The organism is Aquibacillus sediminis (assembly GCF_005870085.1).
Classification (GTDB): Bacteria; Bacillota; Bacilli; order Bacillales; family Amphibacillaceae; genus Aquibacillus_E; species Aquibacillus_E sediminis.
In genome coordinates this window covers 1-19255 of sequence record NZ_SZNM01000017.1, presented here as the reverse complement: position 1 = coordinate 19255, position 19255 = coordinate 1, and the positions used below count along the sequence as shown (strand labels likewise).

Annotated in this window: 18 protein-coding genes; 16 read left to right on the top strand and 2 right to left on the bottom strand. The window is 33.5% G+C overall.

Annotation, left to right across the window (positions count from 1 at the left end; translation table 11 throughout):
- Nucleotides 1-48: 48 nt before the first annotated feature.
- From FCI53_RS14850 to FCI53_RS14775, 16 genes are all read left to right on the top strand, one after another.
- Complete coding sequence (locus FCI53_RS14850; protein WP_138419840.1) at nucleotides 49-1203, top strand: glycosyltransferase; 1155 nt, start codon at nucleotides 49-51, stop codon at nucleotides 1201-1203.
- A gap of 226 nt (nucleotides 1204-1429) precedes the next feature.
- Nucleotides 1430-2455, top strand: coding sequence for a glycosyltransferase family 2 protein (locus FCI53_RS14845; RefSeq protein ID WP_138419839.1), 1026 nt, complete (start codon nucleotides 1430-1432; stop codon nucleotides 2453-2455).
- Between the two features lie 21 nt (nucleotides 2456-2476).
- Complete coding sequence (locus tag FCI53_RS14840) at nucleotides 2477-3931, top strand: lipopolysaccharide biosynthesis protein (protein WP_138419838.1); 1455 nt, start codon at nucleotides 2477-2479, stop codon at nucleotides 3929-3931.
- A gap of 17 nt (nucleotides 3932-3948) precedes the next feature.
- Nucleotides 3949-4641, top strand: a complete 693-nt coding sequence (locus FCI53_RS14835; protein ID WP_138419837.1) for a sulfotransferase — start codon at nucleotides 3949-3951, stop codon at nucleotides 4639-4641.
- A complete protein-coding gene (locus FCI53_RS14830) occupies nucleotides 4641-5774 on the top strand; it encodes a DegT/DnrJ/EryC1/StrS family aminotransferase (RefSeq protein WP_138419836.1) in 1134 nt (377 codons plus the stop codon). The genes FCI53_RS14835 and FCI53_RS14830 overlap by 1 nt, the downstream gene beginning before the upstream one ends.
- Complete coding sequence (rfbA, locus tag FCI53_RS14825; protein WP_138419835.1) at nucleotides 5774-6658, top strand: glucose-1-phosphate thymidylyltransferase RfbA; 885 nt, start codon at nucleotides 5774-5776, stop codon at nucleotides 6656-6658. The genes FCI53_RS14830 and rfbA overlap by 1 nt, the downstream gene beginning before the upstream one ends.
- On the top strand, nucleotides 6655-7641 hold the full coding sequence (gene rfbB, locus FCI53_RS14820) for a dTDP-glucose 4,6-dehydratase (protein WP_138419834.1): 987 nt from the start codon (nucleotides 6655-6657) through the stop codon (nucleotides 7639-7641). The genes rfbA and rfbB overlap by 4 nt, the downstream gene beginning before the upstream one ends.
- A 53-nt stretch (nucleotides 7642-7694) precedes the next feature.
- Entirely contained in the window at nucleotides 7695-8405 is a 711-nt protein-coding gene (locus FCI53_RS14815; RefSeq protein ID WP_138419833.1) for a WbqC family protein, read from the top strand.
- Nucleotides 8406-8447: 42 nt separating this feature from the next.
- On the top strand, nucleotides 8448-9260 hold the full coding sequence (locus FCI53_RS14810) for a sulfotransferase family protein (protein ID WP_138419832.1): 813 nt from the start codon (nucleotides 8448-8450) through the stop codon (nucleotides 9258-9260).
- Between the two features lie 217 nt (nucleotides 9261-9477).
- Nucleotides 9478-10452: a sulfotransferase family protein gene (locus tag FCI53_RS14805; RefSeq protein WP_246050126.1), complete on the top strand. Its 975-nt coding sequence runs from the start codon at nucleotides 9478-9480 to the stop codon at nucleotides 10450-10452.
- A 58-nt stretch (nucleotides 10453-10510) separates the two neighbouring features.
- Entirely contained in the window at nucleotides 10511-11410 is a 900-nt protein-coding gene (gene cysD, locus FCI53_RS14800; protein WP_138419830.1) for a sulfate adenylyltransferase subunit CysD, read from the top strand.
- 1 nt (nucleotide 11411) lies between these two features.
- On the top strand, nucleotides 11412-13238 hold the full coding sequence (gene cysC / locus FCI53_RS14795; protein WP_138419829.1) for an adenylyl-sulfate kinase: 1827 nt from the start codon (nucleotides 11412-11414) through the stop codon (nucleotides 13236-13238).
- Between the two features lie 83 nt (nucleotides 13239-13321).
- Entirely contained in the window at nucleotides 13322-15100 is a 1779-nt protein-coding gene (locus FCI53_RS14790) for an SLC13 family permease (protein WP_138419828.1), read from the top strand.
- A gap of 24 nt (nucleotides 15101-15124) precedes the next feature.
- Nucleotides 15125-15928 (top strand): 3'(2'),5'-bisphosphate nucleotidase CysQ, encoded by an 804-nt coding sequence (gene cysQ / locus FCI53_RS14785; protein ID WP_138419827.1) that lies wholly within the window; start codon nucleotides 15125-15127, stop codon nucleotides 15926-15928.
- A gap of 97 nt (nucleotides 15929-16025) precedes the next feature.
- Nucleotides 16026-16655 carry a hypothetical protein gene (locus FCI53_RS14780; RefSeq protein ID WP_138419826.1) on the top strand — a complete coding sequence of 210 codons (630 nt, stop codon included), beginning with the start codon at nucleotides 16026-16028 and terminating at the stop codon, nucleotides 16653-16655.
- Between the two features lie 174 nt (nucleotides 16656-16829).
- Nucleotides 16830-17546, top strand: a complete 717-nt coding sequence (locus tag FCI53_RS14775; protein ID WP_138419825.1) for a dCTP deaminase domain-containing protein — start codon at nucleotides 16830-16832, stop codon at nucleotides 17544-17546.
- Between the two features lie 103 nt (nucleotides 17547-17649).
- Here FCI53_RS14775 and FCI53_RS14770 read toward each other — a convergent pair whose 3' ends face one another.
- On the bottom strand, nucleotides 17650-18123 hold the full coding sequence (locus FCI53_RS14770; protein ID WP_138419824.1) for a DDE-type integrase/transposase/recombinase: 474 nt from the start codon (nucleotides 18121-18123) through the stop codon (nucleotides 17650-17652).
- A gap of 252 nt (nucleotides 18124-18375) precedes the next feature.
- Nucleotides 18376-19122, bottom strand: coding sequence for an aldo/keto reductase (locus FCI53_RS14765; RefSeq protein WP_281279543.1), 747 nt, complete (start codon nucleotides 19120-19122; stop codon nucleotides 18376-18378).
- Nucleotides 19123-19255 lie beyond the last annotated feature (133 nt).

The following is a 19255-nucleotide window of genomic DNA, read 5'->3' as shown; positions in this document are numbered from 1 at the left end:
TGTAAGAAAGTGAATACCTACTTTGAGGTGATTAAAGAGGGGAGATTTATGAGAATACTTATAGTAAAACTATCGCCAATAGAAATAAATGATTCTGCAAATATAAGAACTTTGGGACTTGTTAAAGGATTAATAGGGTTAAATCATTCAGTAGATTATTTGACTATACCAACAAGTATCAAACATGTAAAAACAATTGATCCGATGGGTCTAGGATTAGAAAATATAATTAGAACTCATAACAATACCGCATATAATACTGTTATCAGTAGCGAAGGCAAGATTAAAAAGAAAATAGTAGGAATACTAAGAAATGTTTATCATGCTTTTAGCTTATATGACTATACTCATTCAATTGCAAAAAAAATAGATCTCTCTCTTTTAAATAATGCCGAATATGACCTAGTAATTTCATCTTCTGATCCCAAAAGTTCTCATTTAGCCGTTCAAAATTTAATAAAACAAGGATTGAAGTGCAAAAAGTGGATCCAGTATTGGGGGGATCCATTAGCTTTAGATATTACTAATAAGTCAGTTTACCCACAATGGTTTATATTAAATAAAGAAAAAAAGTTATTATCCGTAGCTGATAAAGTAGTATATGTTTCTCCCTTTACTTTAACTGAACAGAGGAAATTATTTGCCGATTTAAATGAAAAAATGTGTTTTTTGCCTATACCTTATATAGAAGAAAAAATATATGGAGAGACCGATAATAATAAATTTACTATTGGGTACTTTGGTGCCTACCATAGCAATGTAAGAGATATATTACCATTATATAGCGCTTGCTTAAAAATAAAAAGAGATATTAACCTTAATATAGTTGGGGATTCAGATGTGAACCTAGAACAATCAGAGAGTATTAGGGTCTATCCACGCGGTGATATTTCTGATTTTGAAAGAAATGCTGATTTATTAGTGTGTTTGCTTAATAAGAGGGGGACTCAAATACCAGGAAAAATTTATCATGCCGCAGCAACAGATAAACCAGTATTAGTTATTTTAGATGGGGATAATTTAGAACAAACAAGAGATTACTTGAGCAACTTTAACCGTTTTATTCTCTGTGAAAATAATAAGGAAAGTATTTCGAATGCATTAATAGAAATTATAGATAAAGGGGAAAAATACAGACCTGCTCAGCAATTTAATCCAGAAACAATAGCAAGAAACTTTATCCAAAATCTTAATAAAGAATAATTGAATTTTATCAGGTAGTATATGAAAGATTTGTTTGAAATAAATTTATTGAATAAGTAATAGCATTATTCCAAATTCACAAGGAGTACCTTGTTTCCATTCACCTTCTTACCATAGATGTAAAGCTAATATAGTTTTATTAATAAACTTTTTTGTCTTAAATATTGTATATCTAAATATTTATACAATATTTAGGTATAACAACCGGAAATTGGAAGGGGTAATTATGAGACTATTAAAAACAGAAAGTGAAATTATACAAAAATGGAATGGAGAACTTACTTCCCCTCCTCACGTCAGCATATGCTGTATCACTTATAATCATGAACGTTATATTGAGGATGCATTAGAAGGTTTTTTAATGCAAGAAACTGATTTTTCTTTTGAAATATTAGTTCATGATGATGCGTCAACAGATAATACAGCAAATATTATAAGAGAATATCATGATAAGTATCCAAACATAATAAAACCAATTATTCAAACTGAAAATCAATATTCTAGGGGGATACGGCCAAATCTTGAATATAATTTTTTTCGTGCTAAAGGAAAATATATAGCTCTATGTGAAGGTGACGACTACTGGATAGATAAATATAAACTACAGAAACAAGTTAATATACTAGACTCAAATCAGTATATTGCAGTTACTCATAACGTTAATACTGTCGATGAAAATGGAATGTTATTAGAATTTAAGACCTATAAAAAAATAACATCACCCAAAGTTTTTACTATAAAAGAAGCGCAAAAAATTTTGTTACCAGGACAAACAGCTTCTGTTGTTTATCGTAATATATGGTCGGAACTAGATAGCGAGATTATAAGATTATATAGAAAATGTTCTGCAAATGGTGACCAAAAAAATGCTGTACTGTATGCACTACTAGGAGATATTTATTGTATGACTGATTGTATGGCTGTGCATAGAAGGATTGTTACGCATGGAGATAGTTGGTCCGCTCGTAATTATAAAAAGGATTTATCCATTAAATTATATAGGACGTTATTAGATATCAATGAATTTGCATTAAAAGGGTTTGGTGTACAATTGGAAAATAAAGAAAAGAGAATGGATATCATTATAGGTAGTTTTATGAAGCTAATGCGTAAACCTTCCAAAGAAAACCTTAAGATATTCCAAAAATTACTTGAACTAAATATTGATACATACCACGGGTTAATAATTAGGTTTGTATATAAGCTTTATTATAAATTAGCTCAAAAATTTATAATAAGAAAAGCAGCTTAATTCGTTTGAGGGAGAACAATTATGAGTAACGAAAATGTAAGTTCAAGAACATCAATTTTTGGATTGGTATGGAGTTTTACAGAATTATTATCAAAGCAAGGGATATCATTCCTTATTCAAATCTTTCTAGCTAGGCTATTACTTCCGGAACATTTCGGTCTAATAGGTATGATAACCATATTCATAGCCTTCTCAACATCACTAGTACAGAGTGGATTAGATCAAGCATTAATCAGAGAAAAAGAGTTAGGACAACGAGACTACTCTACTGTCTTTTTCTTTAACCTATCTGTATCGATTGTAATTTATGTTATTATATTTTTCACCTCGCCATTCATTGCTGAATTTTATAATGAGCCAGTAATCGTAGAAGTATTACGTGTATTAATGCTAGTCGTTATTATTAATGCTGTGTCTGTTATTCAGCGCGTAATGTTAGTTCGAAAAATTGACTTTAAAACTCAAACCAAGATATCTATTATAGCCAGTTTTACATCAGGTGTTGTAGCAATTGTTTTAGCCCTTTGTGGCTCTGGGGTATGGAGTTTAGTAGCGCAACAGGTTACGATGCAATTTATAACTATGACTCTATTATTGGTATATAATAGGTGGATTCCATCATGGGTTTTTGATGTTGTCTTATTCAAACGTTACTTTAATTTTGGATATAAGTTATTACTTTCAAGCCTAATAAATGTAGTGCGACAAAATATTTATCAAGTAATAATAGGAAAATTATATCCTGTGGCGCAATTAGGTTATTATACAAATGCTTTAAAATTGCGAGATGTGAGTTCAAAATCTTTATCGCAAGCCTTACAAAGAGTTTCATATCCATTATTAAGCAAATCCAAAGATGATAACGATAAATTATCTTTGAATTATATACGGTTAATTAGAAGTACTGCTTTCATTCATTTTCCTTTAATTACAATTCTAGCTGCAATATCTCCAATATTAATTCCATTATTGTTAGGAGAGCAGTGGGAGCCTTCAGTGCAATATTTTCAATTATTATGTATTGTTGGTTTGTTTTATCCAATTCAATCTTTAAATCTGAATATTTTAAAAGTAATTGGTAGAACAGATATATTTTTGTTACTGTCTATTATCAAAACGGTTATATTATTTTTATCTTTAGGAATGGCCATTACTTTAAGAACAGAAATAGAAGGATTAATTGTTGTAGCAATACTAAATTCTTGTTTTGCCTTGTTAATTCATATCTCTGTTACAAGCAAACAAATAACATATAAAATTAGTGATCAACTATACCATTTAATAAAGCTATTTATAAGTGTAATAGTTGTGTTTATAGTAATGAATGTTTTGAGAATACAAATAGATATAAATGAATTTATGTTAATGTTTTTATTAATGTTTATTGGATCTATAGTTTACATAGGCATTAGCCTTGTGATCAATAGATGGGAGTTGAAAAGTACTTTGCGATTAATCAGAGATATAAGGAAATAATGAAAGGGATGGTAAATTTGTCTCAAAAAGTCTTTTGTATAGGTAGAAATAAAACTGGTACAACATCTTTAAAAAGAGCTTTTGAAGATTTGGGGTTTAAAGTCGGAAATCAAAGAGAAGCAGAAAAATTATTTGTAAACTATATAGAAAATGATTTTGACACAATTATAGATTATTGTAATACAGCGAATGTGTTTCAAGATGTCCCTTTTAGTTGGCCTGACACCTATAAATATTTAGATAAAGCATTTCCAGGAAGTAAATTTATTCTAACAGAAAGAGATAGTGCAGAACAATGGTATAATTCTATAACCAAGTTTCATTCAAAAAAGTTTGCTGATGGACATAGAATTCCTACCAAGAAGGATTTAATGAATGCTACCTACATTTTTAAAGGACGACCTTGGTTAACACACAAACATATCCATGGGATAACTGGCGAAAACACTTATGATAAAGAAACTATGATAGACAATTATCTGAAGCATAGCCTTGAAGTTAAGGAATGGTTCAAAGATAGACCAAGGGATTTATTGGTATTGAATGTTGCTGATAAGGGGTCTTATCAGAAGTTCTGTGAGTTTTTAAAAGTCGAACCTCAATATGATGACTTTCCATGGGAAAATAAAACATCAGATATTTCTACGAAGCAAAACAAACCAAAATTTTTTGTGAGAAATGTGTTAAGAAAAGTTAAGGAGAAGTTATAGTGTTAAATAGATTTACAGAACCTATTTTAGTTACTAGACCATTATTGCCAGATTTGACTAAAGTTAATAACCAATTAGAAGAGGTATGGCAAAGTCATTGGATAACGAATAACGGACCCAAAAGTAAAGAACTAGAAAACTCTTTAAAAGATTATTTGGAAGCAGAAAATGTTTCTTTGTTTAATAATGGAACGCTCGCATTACTCCTAGGACTTAAAGCGCTGGGAATAAAAGGGGAAGTCATAACTACACCTTTTACCTTTCCTGCTACAACAGAAGTGTTAGATTGGTTAGGTATTACGCCTGTATTTTGCGATATAGATCCAGATACATTGTGTATTGATGCCAATAAAATTGAAGGTTTAATTACAGATAAAACAACTGCAATATTACCTGTCCATGTATTTGGTAATTTTTGTGATGTAATAACAATTCAAGAAATTGCAGATAAATATAAATTAAAGATTATTTATGATGGTGCACATGTTTTTGGTTCTAAATTAAATAATAAATCAATTTCATCGTATGGAGATATGACAATGTTTAGTTTTCATGCAACAAAGTTATTCAATACTATTGAGGGTGGAGCAGTTGTCTTTAAAAATGATAGGTTAAAAGAAAAACTAAATCAATTGAAAAATTTTGGTTTAAACCAAAACGGTGAAGTTGAGCGATCAGGATTAAATGCTAAGTTAAATGAAATACAAGCTTCCGTTGGATTAGAAGTGTTGAATATTGTACCAGAAGAAAGAGTGCAACGTGAACGGGTTAGGTTATTATATGAAGAAAATTTAAAAGATATTCCTGGAATTAGAATTATTACAAAAAACAAAGGAGTAGAAAGTAGTTATCAGTACTTTACTATTGAGATTGAAGAAGAGTCATTTGGTATTAGTCGTGACAAACTGTTTGATAAATTAAAAGAATTCAATATTTTTACAAGAAAGTACTTTCACCCTCTTTGTAGTTCATTTCGGTGGTATAAACATTTAGAGTCAACTCATCATTTACCTGTTGCTGAAGAGACCGTTCAGAAGGTTTTAGCAATGCCTTATTATGGTGAATTATCAAATGATGATGTATATAAGATATGTGAAGTTATTAAATATATTCATGAAAGGAGCCTGACATAATGAAAGCAATCATTCTTGCAGGTGGCTCTGGTACTAGATTATATCCTTTAACAAAATCAGTTTCCAAACAAATTCTGCCTATCTATGATAAGCCTATGATTTATTATCCTTTGTCCGTCTTAATGTTAGCTGGAATTCGTGAAGTGCTAATAATTTCAACGAAACGTGATTTGCCTATTTTTCAAGAGTTATTAGGCAATGGCAAACATTTGGGGATGTCGTTAGAATATATTATCCAAGATGAACCGAATGGGTTAGCCGAAGCTTTTATTATTGGGGAAGAATTCATTGGTGATGATAATGTAGCGTTAATTCTAGGTGATAATGTATTTTATGGATCTAATTTTAGTAATCAGTTGAAGAAAGCAGCTTCTCTTGAAGAAGGTGGATTAATTTTTGGTTGCTTTGTAAATGACCCGAGAGCATATGGTGTGGTTGAAGTGGATGAAAATAGAAATGCTATATCAATTGAAGAGAAACCTAAAAATCCAAGATCATCATATGCTGTTCCAGGCTTGTACTTTTTTGATAATAATGTTGTAAACTATGCCAAAAATGTAAAACCGTCTTCTAGAGGGGAATTAGAAATAACATCTGTAATAGATCAATATTTAAAAGAGAAGAAACTAAAGGTTCAACTAACAGGTCGTGGTTTAGCATGGTTAGACACTGGAACTCATGAAGCCTTACTTGAGGCATCTAACTTTGTAGAAGCTGTCCAGAAACGTCAAGGGTTATACATTGCGTGTGTTGAAGAAATAGCTTATCGAAAAGGTTATATTGATGGGGCCCAATTGGAAGAATTAGCAAAACCCTTATTAAAAACAGATTATGGCAAATATTTAATGGATACTATAAATAATGAGGAAGGTATTCGTTTATGAAAGTTTTAATTACTGGTGGAGCTGGATTTATCGGCGGTAACTTTGTTCAATATATGGTGAATAAATATCCTAATTATGATTTCTATAATTTAGATTTATTAACATACGCTGGAGATTTAACTAAACATGAAGCTATTGAAAATAAAGACAATTATCACTTTATTAAAGCTGATATTGCTGATCGTGAGATCATTATGCCACTTTTTAAAGAGAAGAATTTTGATTATGTTATACACTTTGCAGCAGAAAGTCATGTAGATAGGTCTATTAGTGATCCAGAGATATTTATTCGTTCAAACGTAATGGGGACCCAAGTTCTACTTGATGCTTCCAAGGAAGTTAATGTTAAAAAATTTGTGCATATTTCTACAGATGAGGTATATGGAGAACTTGATTTTGATCCAAATACATTCTTCACAGAAGAAACACCATTACAACCGAATAGTCCTTATAGTGCTAGTAAAGCATCCTCTGATTTATTAGTACGTTCCTATCATGAAACTTATGGATTACCGGTAAATATAACAAGATGTTCAAACAATTATGGACCATATCATTTTCCAGAAAAATTAATACCTCTAACAATTTCAAGAGTGTTAAATGATGAAACGGTCCCAGTGTATGGTAATGGGAAAAATATCCGTGATTGGTTACATGTGTATGATCACTGTTCTGCCATTGAACTAGTTATGCATGAAGGAATTGATGGTGAGGTCTACAATGTAGGTGGACATAATGAAAAAACTAATCTTGAAGTTGTACTAACGATTATTAAATCATTAGATAAGTCTGATAAACTAATTGAATTTGTAGAAGACCGTTTGGGCCATGATAAACGGTATGCAATTGATCCAACCAAATTAGAATTGTTAGGTTGGAAACCAAAATATAACTTTAACTTAGGAATTAAGCAAACGATAAACTGGTACTTAAATAATAAAGATTGGTGGGAAAAACCTATTAATGGGAATCTTAGAGATTAATATAAAAGTTTAATAAGAGAAAGATGATTTTAATATTTTAGGAGTGCAATTAAATGAAATTAGCAATTATGCAACCTTATTTATTTCCTTATATTGGTTATTTCCAGTTGATTCATGCTGTTGATAAATTCGTAGTCTATGATGATGTGCAATATATACAGAGGGGGTTTATTAATAGGAATAAAATTTTAGTAAATCAAAAGGAACATCTATTTACATTTAGTGTAAAAAAAGCTCCCAGACAATACAATATCAATGAGAGATATTTCACTGAAAACTTTTACCATGAGAGGGATAGTTTTTTGAAAACAATAGAAAGGTCATACAAAAATAATACTGATAACTTTAGTGAAATATATAATCTATTACGTGAGTGCTTAGATGTTAATGTGGAAAAGTATAATGTTGCCCAAATTAATGAAAGAACTATTCGGTTATTGTGTGATTATATGAATGTAAATGTTAAATTTATTAAGTCATCAGAACTCAATTCCATTAAAGGCTTGAAAGGACAAGAGCGCATATTGAATATAAATTTAGAACTAGGAAGCTCTCACTATATTAATGCAATCGGTGGTGAGGAATTATATTCAAAAGAATACTTTTTGGGTAATGGAATTGATTTAAACTTTTTAAAAACTAAATCAATTTCATATAAACAAAACAATCCTAACTTTGTTCCGAATTTATCAATCATAGATGTACTAATGTTTAATTCAAAGGAAGAAATTAGAAGTCTTCTGGCTCAGTATGAGTTAGTTTGAATTTCCTATATTATTATAGCTATATTGGATTGGAGGTTTAAAATGAATTTTAAAGAAATAATATCAATCCATGGTGTTCCTAGGTCAGGTACCACTTGGTTAGGTCAAATTTTAGATAGTTCGCCGGAGGTAAGATATAAATATCAGCCATTGTTTTCCTATGCTTACAAAGATAGGATAAATTTACAAAGTTCAAAAGATGATATATATAACTTTTATAAAGAGTTGTATAAAAAGTATGATGACTTTTTAGATCAAACAAAACAGAAGAATATTGGGATACACCCTACGTTTTTGGAAAAAAATGAATATCCAGATAGGTTAGTTACAAAAATGGTTAGGTACCACTTTTTAATTCCTCACTTATTAAACAATGTAAGTGATTTGAAATGCTTACTTATTGTAAGAAACCCATGCGGCTCTTTGAAATCATGGAAGAATGCACCTAGAGAATTCAGTAGTGAATGGAATTTTGATGAACAGTGGGAATTTGGACAGAATAAGAACAACTTTCGTCCAGAGGAATATTATGGCTTTCATAAGTGGAAAGAGGCAACCAAATTATTTTTAGAGATGAAACGTCAACATAAAGAACGAGTATTTTTAGTGAAATATGAGAATTTAGTTAAAAATCCAGTAGATATGTCAGAGAAAATATTTGACTTTTTTGGCTTAGATTATACAAGCCAAACTAGTAATTTTATTAAAGACTCTACGAAAATTAAACAAAAAGATGTTTATAGTGTATTTAAAGGGAAAAAGGATGTTAATGATTGGAAAAATGATTTAAATGGGAGTATTGTAAATAAAGTTTACCAAGACATAAAAGGTACAGAGTTAGAGCAGTTTTTATAACTTAATAATTTAGTAGAACAGGTGTTTACAAAGTGAAAACTAACGATACATCACCATATCACTGTAGGATAATACTTTAGAATGATGTTTTGAGAATAAAACCATTCTAAATAAAGTTTATTGTATTGGGCCTTCTGAACATTTTTGTTACCCCCTTATATAATAAATATTATTTTGTTTAGTTTTACTCTAGAAAGGATGGAATGAAATAGTGTCTATGTTTTTTTTAATGTGCTCCGAAAGGGCAGGGAGCAATTTAATAACTAAAATGGTTAATGCTCATTCAGATGTGTGTGGTCCTTCTACAAAACATATCATTAATCCTGTTGTTAGGAACTTATTTCGATATAAAGATTTATCAAAAGAACATAACTGGGTTGAATTGCTAACCGATATAGAGCGGTTAATCAATGTGAACTTTTCTATATGGAAAACACATATAGATATGGCAAGGTTAAAAAGATTAGCACCGCAAGGAGATATTGTGTCATTATTAGAAAATTTATTTATGGAAGAAGCAAAGGCTAATGGGAAAAAACATGTGTTTATAAAAGAAAATCACCTATATGAATTTCTATCATTTCTTCTGATAAACTTTCCTAACGCTAAGTATATATATCAAGTTAGAGATCCTAGAGATATGGCACTTTCGTGGAAGAAAAGTAAAATCCATAAAGGTGGAGTGATAGCTGGCGCAAGACAGTGGAAGAAAGATCAAATTAACTTTTTAAAGGACTTTACTGCTTTACAGGCAATAAATAAAGGGCTACTAATTAAGTATGAAGATTTAATCTCTAACTCGGAAAAAGAATTAAGAAGAGTCTGCCAATTTTCAGGACTCAAATTTGATAATAATATGTTGAATTATCATCATGATGATCTAACTAAGGTAAATGCAAATAATAATGATGCATGGAGTAATTTATCAAAAGGTATAATTAATAATAATAAAGAAAAGTTCAAAGAAGAACTTAATAAGGAAGAAATACAATGCATTGAAAAAATATGCTACCGAGAGATGCGTGTTTTAAATTATACGCCCCTTTATAGTGAAGAAGAGTTAGAAAGCTTTGCTGAAGAGAAATTAATAAATCTTGAAAAAGAAGAACTTCCCCCAAATAGAGATAACAATTCAGGTGTTAGGAAGAATATAGATGCAAAAAGAGTTTTTTATCAAAAATTGTTACCTTAAATTAAACATTACTTAAGGTAATTTAAATTTTATATAAAAATACAAGGAGGCTACATCAATGCCCGAACTTACCCACCTCGACCAACTCGAGGCTGAAGCGATATATATTATTCGTGAAGTAGCGGCAGAATGTGAAAATCCAGTCATGCTATATTCGATTGGAAAAGACAGTTCTGTGATGCTACATCTTGCAATGAAAGCTTTTTATCCAGAGAAGCCACCATTTCCTTTCATGCATGTAAATACGACATGGAAGTTTAAAGAAATGATTGAGTTTCGTGACCGAAAAGCAAAAGAACTAGGAATAGAAATGATAGAGGAAATAAATGAGGAAGCCGTCGAGCAAGGCATTAATCCATTTGATCATGGAGCATCTTATACAGACATTATGAAAACACAAACGTTGAAAAAAGGGTTGGATAAACACGGATTTGACGCTGCTTTTGGTGGCGGACGACGTGATGAAGAAAAATCTCGCGCCAAAGAACGTGTCTTTTCATTCCGTAACAAAAACCATGCTTGGGATCCAAAGAACCAAAAGCCTGAAATGTGGAAATTATATAATACAAGAATAAATAAAGGCGAAAGTATGCGTGTATTCCCACTTTCCAATTGGACTGAAAAAGATATTTGGCAATATATTCATAAAGAAAACATTGATATTGTCCCATTATACTTTGCCAAAGAACGCCCTGTTGTGGAACGTGATGGCAATATTGTGATGGTGGACGATGATCGTATGAAGCTTGAACCTGGTGAAGAGATTGTCAACAAAAAGGTTCGTTTCCGTACGTTAGGTTGTTACCCGCTTACTGGTGGTGTAGAGTCAGACGCAGAAACGTTGGATGAAATTATTGATGAAACATTAGGTGCGGTTTCTTCTGAACGAACAAGCCGTGTGATCGACCAGGAAGCTGCTGGTAGTATGGAACGTCGTAAGCGGGAGGGGTATTTCTAAAATGCGAGATTTGTTGAAGTTTATCACATGCGGAAGTGTAGATGATGGAAAGTCCACTTTAATCGGACATATGCTTTATGATGCCAAACTATTATTCGCAGACCAAGAAAAAGCATTAGAGCTTGATAGTAAAGTCGGAAGTCGTGGTGGAGAAATCGATTATTCTCTTCTTCTTGATGGTTTAATGGCAGAACGTGAACAAGGAATTACCATCGATGTTGCCTATCGTTACTTTACAACGGATAATCGCTCGTTTATTGTTGCGGATACTCCAGGGCATGAAGAATATACCCGTAACATGGCCGTTGGGGCTTCTTTTGCAGATTTTGCTGTTATTTTAGTCGATGCAACGAAAGGTGTCATCTCCCAAACGAAACGACATGCAAGAATCTGTTCGTTAATGGGAATTAACCATTTAGTATTAGCTGTCAATAAGATGGATTTAGTTGGATTTGACCAAAAGCGATTTGAAGAAATTAAACAAGACTTCATGAGTATGACATACGGATTAAATATTGACAGTGTTCAAGTCATCCCTGTATCTGCGACAGAAGGGGATAATATTACCAAGAAGTCTGAGAATACGCCATGGTATGATGGGCAAGCCCTATTACCTTATCTTGAAACAGTCGATGTAAGTGAAGATAAGGATCAAGACAGCTTTGTTTTGCCTGTACAACGTGTAAGTAGACCAAATCATACTTTTAGAGGTTTCCAAGGACAAATTGAGTCAGGAACGGTTGCGGTAGGGGATGAAGTGATCTCTTTACCAAGTAATGAGAAAGCGAAAGTGAAAAGTATTTTAGTTGCAGATCATGAGCAGACGGAAGCTGTAGTTGGACAACCTGTTACCATTCAATTAGACCGTGAAATGGATGTGTCTCGAGGTAATGTATTGACAACCAGTGATAGTATCCAAGTAGCTGACATGTTTACTGCCTCGATTCTTTGGATGGATGATACGGAACTCGTAGCAGGCAGAAACTACTTCGTGAAAGTCGGTACAAAAACATTACCAGGAACAGTTATGTCGATCAAACATAAGATTGATATTAATACAGGCAAGCAAGTTCCAGCTGATCGTGTGTTTAAAAATGAATTGGTAGAATGTGATATTTCTCTATCGGAAAACATGGTGTTTGATAAGTTTGAAAACAACCAAGCATTAGGTGGCTTTATTTTAGTCGACCGTGTCTCCAATATGACCTCTGCATGTGGTGTGGTTGAGCACTCCCTAAGACGATCTACTAATGTTGTATGGCAAGAGACAGATATTAATAGAGAGATTCGCTCGCAACAAAAAGGGCAAAAGCCATTAACACTTTGGTTTACGGGTCTATCTGGATCAGGGAAATCCACCCTTGCCAACGAAGTAGAGAAGAAGCTTGTTGCCATGGGTAACCACACCATGCTTTTAGATGGGGATAATGTTCGACATGGACTAAATAAGAACCTTGGCTTTAAAGAAGAAGACCGTGTCGAAAATATCCGAAGAATCGCAGAAGTTGCGAAACTAATGAATGATGGTGGACTTATTGCGCTGACATCATTTATTTCCCCATATGAAGCAGATCGAAACAATGCAAGAGAAATTATTGGGGATGAATTTATCGAGGTGTTTGTAAGTACACCACTAGAAGAATGTGAAAACCGTGATGTCAAAGGATTGTACAAGAAAGCTCGTGCAGGAGAAATTCCTAACTTCACTGGCATATCGAGCCCATATGAGCAACCAACAAACCCTGAAATCGAAATTGATACAAGTCAGTATTCGATTGAAGAGGCAACAGATATTGTTGTGAAGAAGATCATGGAATATTTGGATTAATGAGGTGGAAAGCTACTATCTTAGGTAGTAGCTTTCTTTTTCATACATAATTTTATTGAATTAGGCGAAAGGGCAGGTCGCTCATGTCATTAGAAATGATCTTTGTATTAATTATGATAATCGCAATGTTAGTGGGACTTCTATTTGAAGTGGCCCGCCCAGATATGGTCATATTTTCTGTATTAGTGGTGTTTCTCATCACGGGCTTATTAACCCCAGAAGAAGCGTTAAAGGGTTTCTCCAATCAAGGGATGCTGACGATTGCGTTATTGTTTATTGTCGCTGGAGCTGTACAAAAGCATGGTATGATCGACCAAATGATGAACAATTGGCTGAACAAAAGTAAAACAATACGCGGTTCAATGCTTAGGTTCTTTTTACCATCTTCCTTGTTTTCCGCGTTCTTAAACAATACCCCTATTGTTGTTACTTTCACCCCTATTATTAAGAAGTGGTGTGAAGAGCGAGGAATTGCTCCATCTAAATTTTTAATACCATTATCTTATGTCACGATCCTTGGTGGAACATTTACCTTAATGGGGACATCTACGAATTTAGTTGTACATGGGATGCTGTTGGATTATGGATTAGAAGGATTTACTCTATTTCAACTTGCTGTTGTTGGGGTACCGATTGCTTTGGTAGGGTTTATTTATTTGTTTACTGTCGGAATTCGTATTTTGCCAGAACACTTAGGTTTTCGTGAACAAGTAATGGCTGACTCTAGAGAATACATTGCAGAAATGACCGTTCAGCGTGACTTTGCTTATTTAAATCAATCGGTCGAGCAAGCAGGTTTACGAGAGTTAAAAGGGCTTTATTTAATTGAAATCATTCGTGGTAAAGAGCGAATTTCACCAGTACGATCAACGACGGTTGTCCAACCAGGTGACCGTCTCGTATTTACTGGGTTAATTTCTACGATTGCTGATTTGCAAAAGATAAAGGGCTTAACACTTGAAACTGGATCGGAGTTGGAACTAGAGGATTTAAAAGATGGCAATACACAACTAGTGGAAGCTGTTGTATCAGACCAGTCTTCCTTGTTAACAAAATCAATTAAACAATCCCAATTTCGTTCTGTCTTTGATGCAGGGGTATTAGCAGTTCACCGAAATAATGAAAGAATTATGAGTAAAGTAGGGGACATTGTCCTTCGACCTGGTGATACGTTGTTACTACTTACTGGTCCTGACTTTATTCAGAAGTATAAACAATCGTCTGACTTTTATGTTGTTTCTTCCTTAGATACCCCTTCGACTTTAAGGGAAAATCGAGCTAAGGGTTGGTTTACGATCAGTTTGTTACTTGTCATGATTTTATCGGTTTCGTTTGGGTTGTTTAGTATGTTTAAGGCAATGCTTCTTGCTGTCTTTATTCTGTTAGTAACGAAGATTATTTCACCAGAAGAAGCGAAGAAGTATGTGCAATTTCATGTGTTGTTGTTAATTGCTAGTGCTTTTGGGGTTGGGGCGGCAATGACTAAGACAGGACTAGCTTCATGGATAGCTAATGGATTGCTAACGGTAGGGGAACCACTAGGGCTTGTGGTTATTTTGCTTCTTGTCTATTTATTAACGAATGTATTTACAGAATTAATAACTAATAGTGCTGCTGCTGTGTTGATGCTGCCAATTGGATTAGAGATGGCGGAAGCTTTACAGGTTCCTTACATGGGGTTTGCTGTGGTGATTGCTATTGGAGCATCTGCGAGTTTTATTACTCCGATTGGCTATCAAACAAATTTGATTGTTTATGGTCCTGGTGGGTATCGATTTAAGGATTATGTGAAGGTTGGTACGCCATTAAGTATTTTGGTGATGATCGTGACTGTTGTAATTGTGAGGATGGTTTGGTTTTAAATATATGGAGGAGAGGTGTTTTTCGTGAGTAAAGTGAATTTGGTTGATTTATTGAATGTGTCCTTAGAGGCTGGAAAAGAAATCATGGATGTTTATGCACAGGATTTTGATGTGGAGTTTAAGGAAGATGATTCACCATTAACTCAAGCAGATCAACGTGCACATGACGCGATTATGAAAGGTTTGCAGGATATTGATTCAAGTATTCCTGTACTAAGCGAAGAAGGAAGAGACATTGCTTATAGTGAACGTAAACATTGGGACCGATTTTGGTTAGTAGATCCACTGGATGGCACGAAGGAATTTGTAAAGAAGAATGGCGAATTTACAGTTAATATTGCGCTTATTGAAGGTAGATATCCTACAATGGGTGTTATTTATGCGCCAGCTTTAGATGTGTTTTATTTTGGTCGTGAGGGAGAAGGGGCTTACAAACTAGAACAAGCTTCTGAATTTGATTTTAATAATGATGAAAAATTTATTGCGGAAAGCGTTTCTTTACCTGAAAAGAAAGAATCAGATGTTGTGAATGTGGTTGCTAGTCGTTCGCATATGTCAGAGGATACGGAAGCATTTATTAATGAATTGAAACAAGAGCATCATGAGGTAGATGTTGTTTCAGCTGGAAGTTCATTGAAGTTTTGTTTAGTGGCAGAAGGCAAAGCGAACTACTATCCACGTTATGCACCTACTATGGAATGGGATACAGGTGCTGGACAAGCGATTGTTGAAGCTGCTGGTGGTAAGGTTACTAGATATGAGGATAATGAGAGATTTTACTATAATAGGGAAAAATTGTTGAATGGATGGTTTTTGGTAGAGAGGTAAGTTGGGGACGGTCCCGTAAGGGACAGAGTTTATATCCTATCATATGAACAAGCCAATTGCTATAATAATAGCATTATAAATGTAAGGGGAAAATAGTATGAAACTTACTGTAAATGATTTCAGGCAACATTTAAAGGAACAAATAGAATTTTTGCAATTGTCCGCAGAGTCCTATGACCACGGATATACTGCTGAAGGTAAAAGATTAGCAGTTATAATTAGGGTGTTAGTGCATCATACTAAACATTCACATTCGTTATTATCCTCTCTCAATAGATCTAGCATTGATTTTTATGATTCTGCTTATAAATTTAACTCTAAAAACCTATTGCCTCATATGGGTTTGATGGCAATTCAACAAAAAAGTGGACAAGGAGCATACTCAAAATATATACCTTTAATAGAAAGCCCTAATGACACTCCTCGATTGAAAAAACGCTCATTTAAAAGCTGGTGGTCTAAACAAATTGTTCTTGAGGACTCTAATAAGAACTCATTTACTCGGAAAGATCTAGTCTTAGGTCTTTCTAATAAAGATGGTGGTGCCCATGTTGATCCTAAGCTTTCAGACAAATATGCTAGTCTATTTCGACATAACTCATTAGGTTGGCATTTTAACGATGGGGTGAATAAGTCTTTGATTGCTGGTGTCGAATTAGCTGCAGTACGTCAAATAGTTCATGAGGTACTTGTTACATTAAATGATGAATTTCCAAATTTATTTTAATATGATGAATAAATTAATTCTGCCGATATGAGAAGAGATTGTTAAGCTCAACAGTAACTTAAGTGTTATGGATCAGATTGGTGGCTACTTACCATTAGGTATTAATAATCTCACTTTAATTAGACTATGTATATTTAATAGAGTAAACGAATTTATGGGAAATTAGGTGTTTTTATGCTACTAAGTAACAATGATATTAAAAGGGAAATTGTTAAAAGAAAAAATATATGTATTTATCCACTAATTTTGGAAAATATCAAAGGGAGTTCAATTAACTTAACTGCAAGCCCACATGCATGGAATATTGATACAGGTGAGACTGTAGTAAGCGAAAATAAAAAGAAAATAACTTTACCTGCTAATGGTACAGTATCAATATTTACAAATGAGGCAATTTGGGTCTCGAGAAGTATCGGTGGAACTTATCATCCAAGAGTATCTTTGGTTGCAAAAGGGTTGAGTAATATTTCTACTACCCTAGATCCTCAATGGTATGGTTTATCTCTAGTTACTTTAAGTAATACTACTAATAAAAAAATAGAAATAAGAGTAGGACAGGCTTTTGTTTCAGTTATGTTGTATTACCTAAAGACTAAAGCTACAAAGGGAATTATAGATAATCAAGCTAGTAGACCCGATTTGTATAGTAAGTTTAATCTTACAGATGAAGATGAGGAATTTCTATCTCAACAATGGCATAGAAACTATCATGGTATTGGTCAAAAAATGAGGGAGTCTGAAACTTATAAATACCTTATCAAGGATAAGAATAAATTTAGGCAGAATGTCAATGAAGTGTTTAAACATCCAATTATTATTGCAATATTTACAGCTTTACTGACAATAATCACTACCCTAATAATGAATCAATATGGCATAACTGGTAAATAGTGATGCAAATGAAATGGTACAGTTAACACTCAGGCTATGGAAATTAGATATCGGGTCAGTGAGCGTACCCCTGTCAAGTAGACACAAAAAGGTTTAGGGTCAATTAAGCGCTAATTTTTTGTTTGAATTGTATTGGTGCTAGTGATCTTAAGCCTTTTTGTTTTCTTTTATGGTTGTAGAAATCCATATACCAATCTATCAGTTGATACACTTCTTTTATGGTACGTGGCTTCTGGATACGGATTGATTCTTCTTTAAGACGTCCGAAAAAACTTTCCATTGGCGCATTATCCCAGCAATTTGCTTTTCTAGACATGCTTTTTTTCATCTTTAAAGATTGCAGGTATTCTGTATAATCAATCGATGTAAATTGATGGCCTTGGTCACTATGTAATATAGTTCCCTTCACATCAACTTTTTTCGTAGCGCTTCTCAAAGCCTCTAGGACTAATTCGTTGTCGTTATGATCGCTAATATTATAAGAGATAATTTCGTTGCAATATAAATCTAAAATAGTATCGGTGTCAGACCCCTTGAAAACACAATTGTCCATGTAGGGAGGACGGTTTGTAGACATGTTTTCCAGTACTGTGTGTTCACCAACAAAAGACTTATAAAATAAAATGAAAAGGAGAGTCAATCATTTAGATAAATGATCGGCTCTCCTTTGTAGCCTATGGAGTTAGGTGATTACTTTCTCTGTAAAAATATCATTGGTCTTCCGTTCATTTAGCGGCATGTAGTTGTGTTGACTGGGCCGGGATGTTTTAAGCAGATAGACATACTTTTTACGTAAGTGAAAAGTCATCCCAAATACTTTTTTGATTTACTAAAAGATTCTACTATGTTTGCGGTTTTCATAATAATCTGGATTAGTACCAAGTTTTCGTAAAACTGGTTCAGTAATATTATCCAGTCTTGTTAGTATTTCCGAAGAAAGTTGTAGATTGGCGCCATGCTTATTTAATTTAAGGTGGTCAGTAGTCCTTGAGCCAGCTATGATAGTGGAAATACCTTCCTTAGCAATTGCCCAAGCTAACGATAGTTGAATAATGTGAACATCAAGTTCCTTTGCAATTTGTTCTATTTGTTTTATAGCCACTTTTATTTCATCTTCAGCACCATCTTCTCCATGCCTTGAGCCTTCTCCACGGCTATGGTGAAAATGCCTAGAGCGTGCCTGCATAGGTTTTACGTCAGAAAGAGAACGGTATTTCCCTGTAAGTAGTCCTTGTTGTAATGGCATATATCCAATTACTCCTACGTTAGTCATTTTACAATAAGATAAGAGTTCATCCTCAATGGCTCTCGATAGAAGATTGTAGGCCAGTTCGTTTGTGACAAAAGGTAGATTGAGATGTTCTAATTCTTTCATTTGATATTTCCCATGGTTGCTTACACCAATGTGACGTATTTTCCCCTCTCTCTTTAATTCCATAAGTGTATCAACAGTTTCTTCTAAATGAGGTGGATTTGATATTATTTCCTCGTTGTTTGAAAAATGACGGATCGAGTTATCGTTTATCGGCCAATGAAGCATGTAAAGATCAATATAATCTGTTTGTAATCGTCGCAGACTATCTGATTACGGCCACTGAAATGTACCACCTCTGACATAGTTTTTACCACCGAGTGACACAAAATTTACCAGTAAATGCCATGCGTTTACCAACTAATACCTTTGTATAATTAATGAGCATACCTGTTGG

What these genes read in the sequence shown, in the direction of transcription:
- FCI53_RS14775 (WP_138419825.1), top strand. Translation starts at nt 16,830, where the DNA reads ATGCTACTAAGTAACAATGATATTAAAAGGGAAATTGTTAAAAGAAAA.
- rfbA (WP_138419835.1), top strand. Translation starts at nt 5,774, where the DNA reads ATGAAAGCAATCATTCTTGCAGGTGGCTCTGGTACTAGATTATATCCT.
- FCI53_RS14845 (WP_138419839.1), top strand. Translation starts at nt 1,430, where the DNA reads ATGAGACTATTAAAAACAGAAAGTGAAATTATACAAAAATGGAATGGA.
- FCI53_RS14815 (WP_138419833.1), top strand. Translation starts at nt 7,695, where the DNA reads ATGAAATTAGCAATTATGCAACCTTATTTATTTCCTTATATTGGTTAT.
- FCI53_RS14770 (WP_138419824.1), bottom strand. Translation starts at nt 18,123, where the DNA reads ATGTCTACAAACCGTCCTCCCTACATGGACAATTGTGTTTTCAAGGGG.
- FCI53_RS14850 (WP_138419840.1), top strand. Translation starts at nt 49, where the DNA reads ATGAGAATACTTATAGTAAAACTATCGCCAATAGAAATAAATGATTCT.
- cysC (WP_138419829.1), top strand. Translation starts at nt 11,412, where the DNA reads ATGCGAGATTTGTTGAAGTTTATCACATGCGGAAGTGTAGATGATGGA.
- FCI53_RS14810 (WP_138419832.1), top strand. Translation starts at nt 8,448, where the DNA reads ATGAATTTTAAAGAAATAATATCAATCCATGGTGTTCCTAGGTCAGGT.
- cysD (WP_138419830.1), top strand. Translation starts at nt 10,511, where the DNA reads ATGCCCGAACTTACCCACCTCGACCAACTCGAGGCTGAAGCGATATAT.
- FCI53_RS14780 (WP_138419826.1), top strand. Translation starts at nt 16,026, where the DNA reads ATGAAACTTACTGTAAATGATTTCAGGCAACATTTAAAGGAACAAATA.
- FCI53_RS14790 (WP_138419828.1), top strand. Translation starts at nt 13,322, where the DNA reads ATGTCATTAGAAATGATCTTTGTATTAATTATGATAATCGCAATGTTA.
- FCI53_RS14805 (WP_246050126.1), top strand. Translation starts at nt 9,478, where the DNA reads ATGTTTTTTTTAATGTGCTCCGAAAGGGCAGGGAGCAATTTAATAACT.
- FCI53_RS14840 (WP_138419838.1), top strand. Translation starts at nt 2,477, where the DNA reads ATGAGTAACGAAAATGTAAGTTCAAGAACATCAATTTTTGGATTGGTA.
- rfbB (WP_138419834.1), top strand. Translation starts at nt 6,655, where the DNA reads ATGAAAGTTTTAATTACTGGTGGAGCTGGATTTATCGGCGGTAACTTT.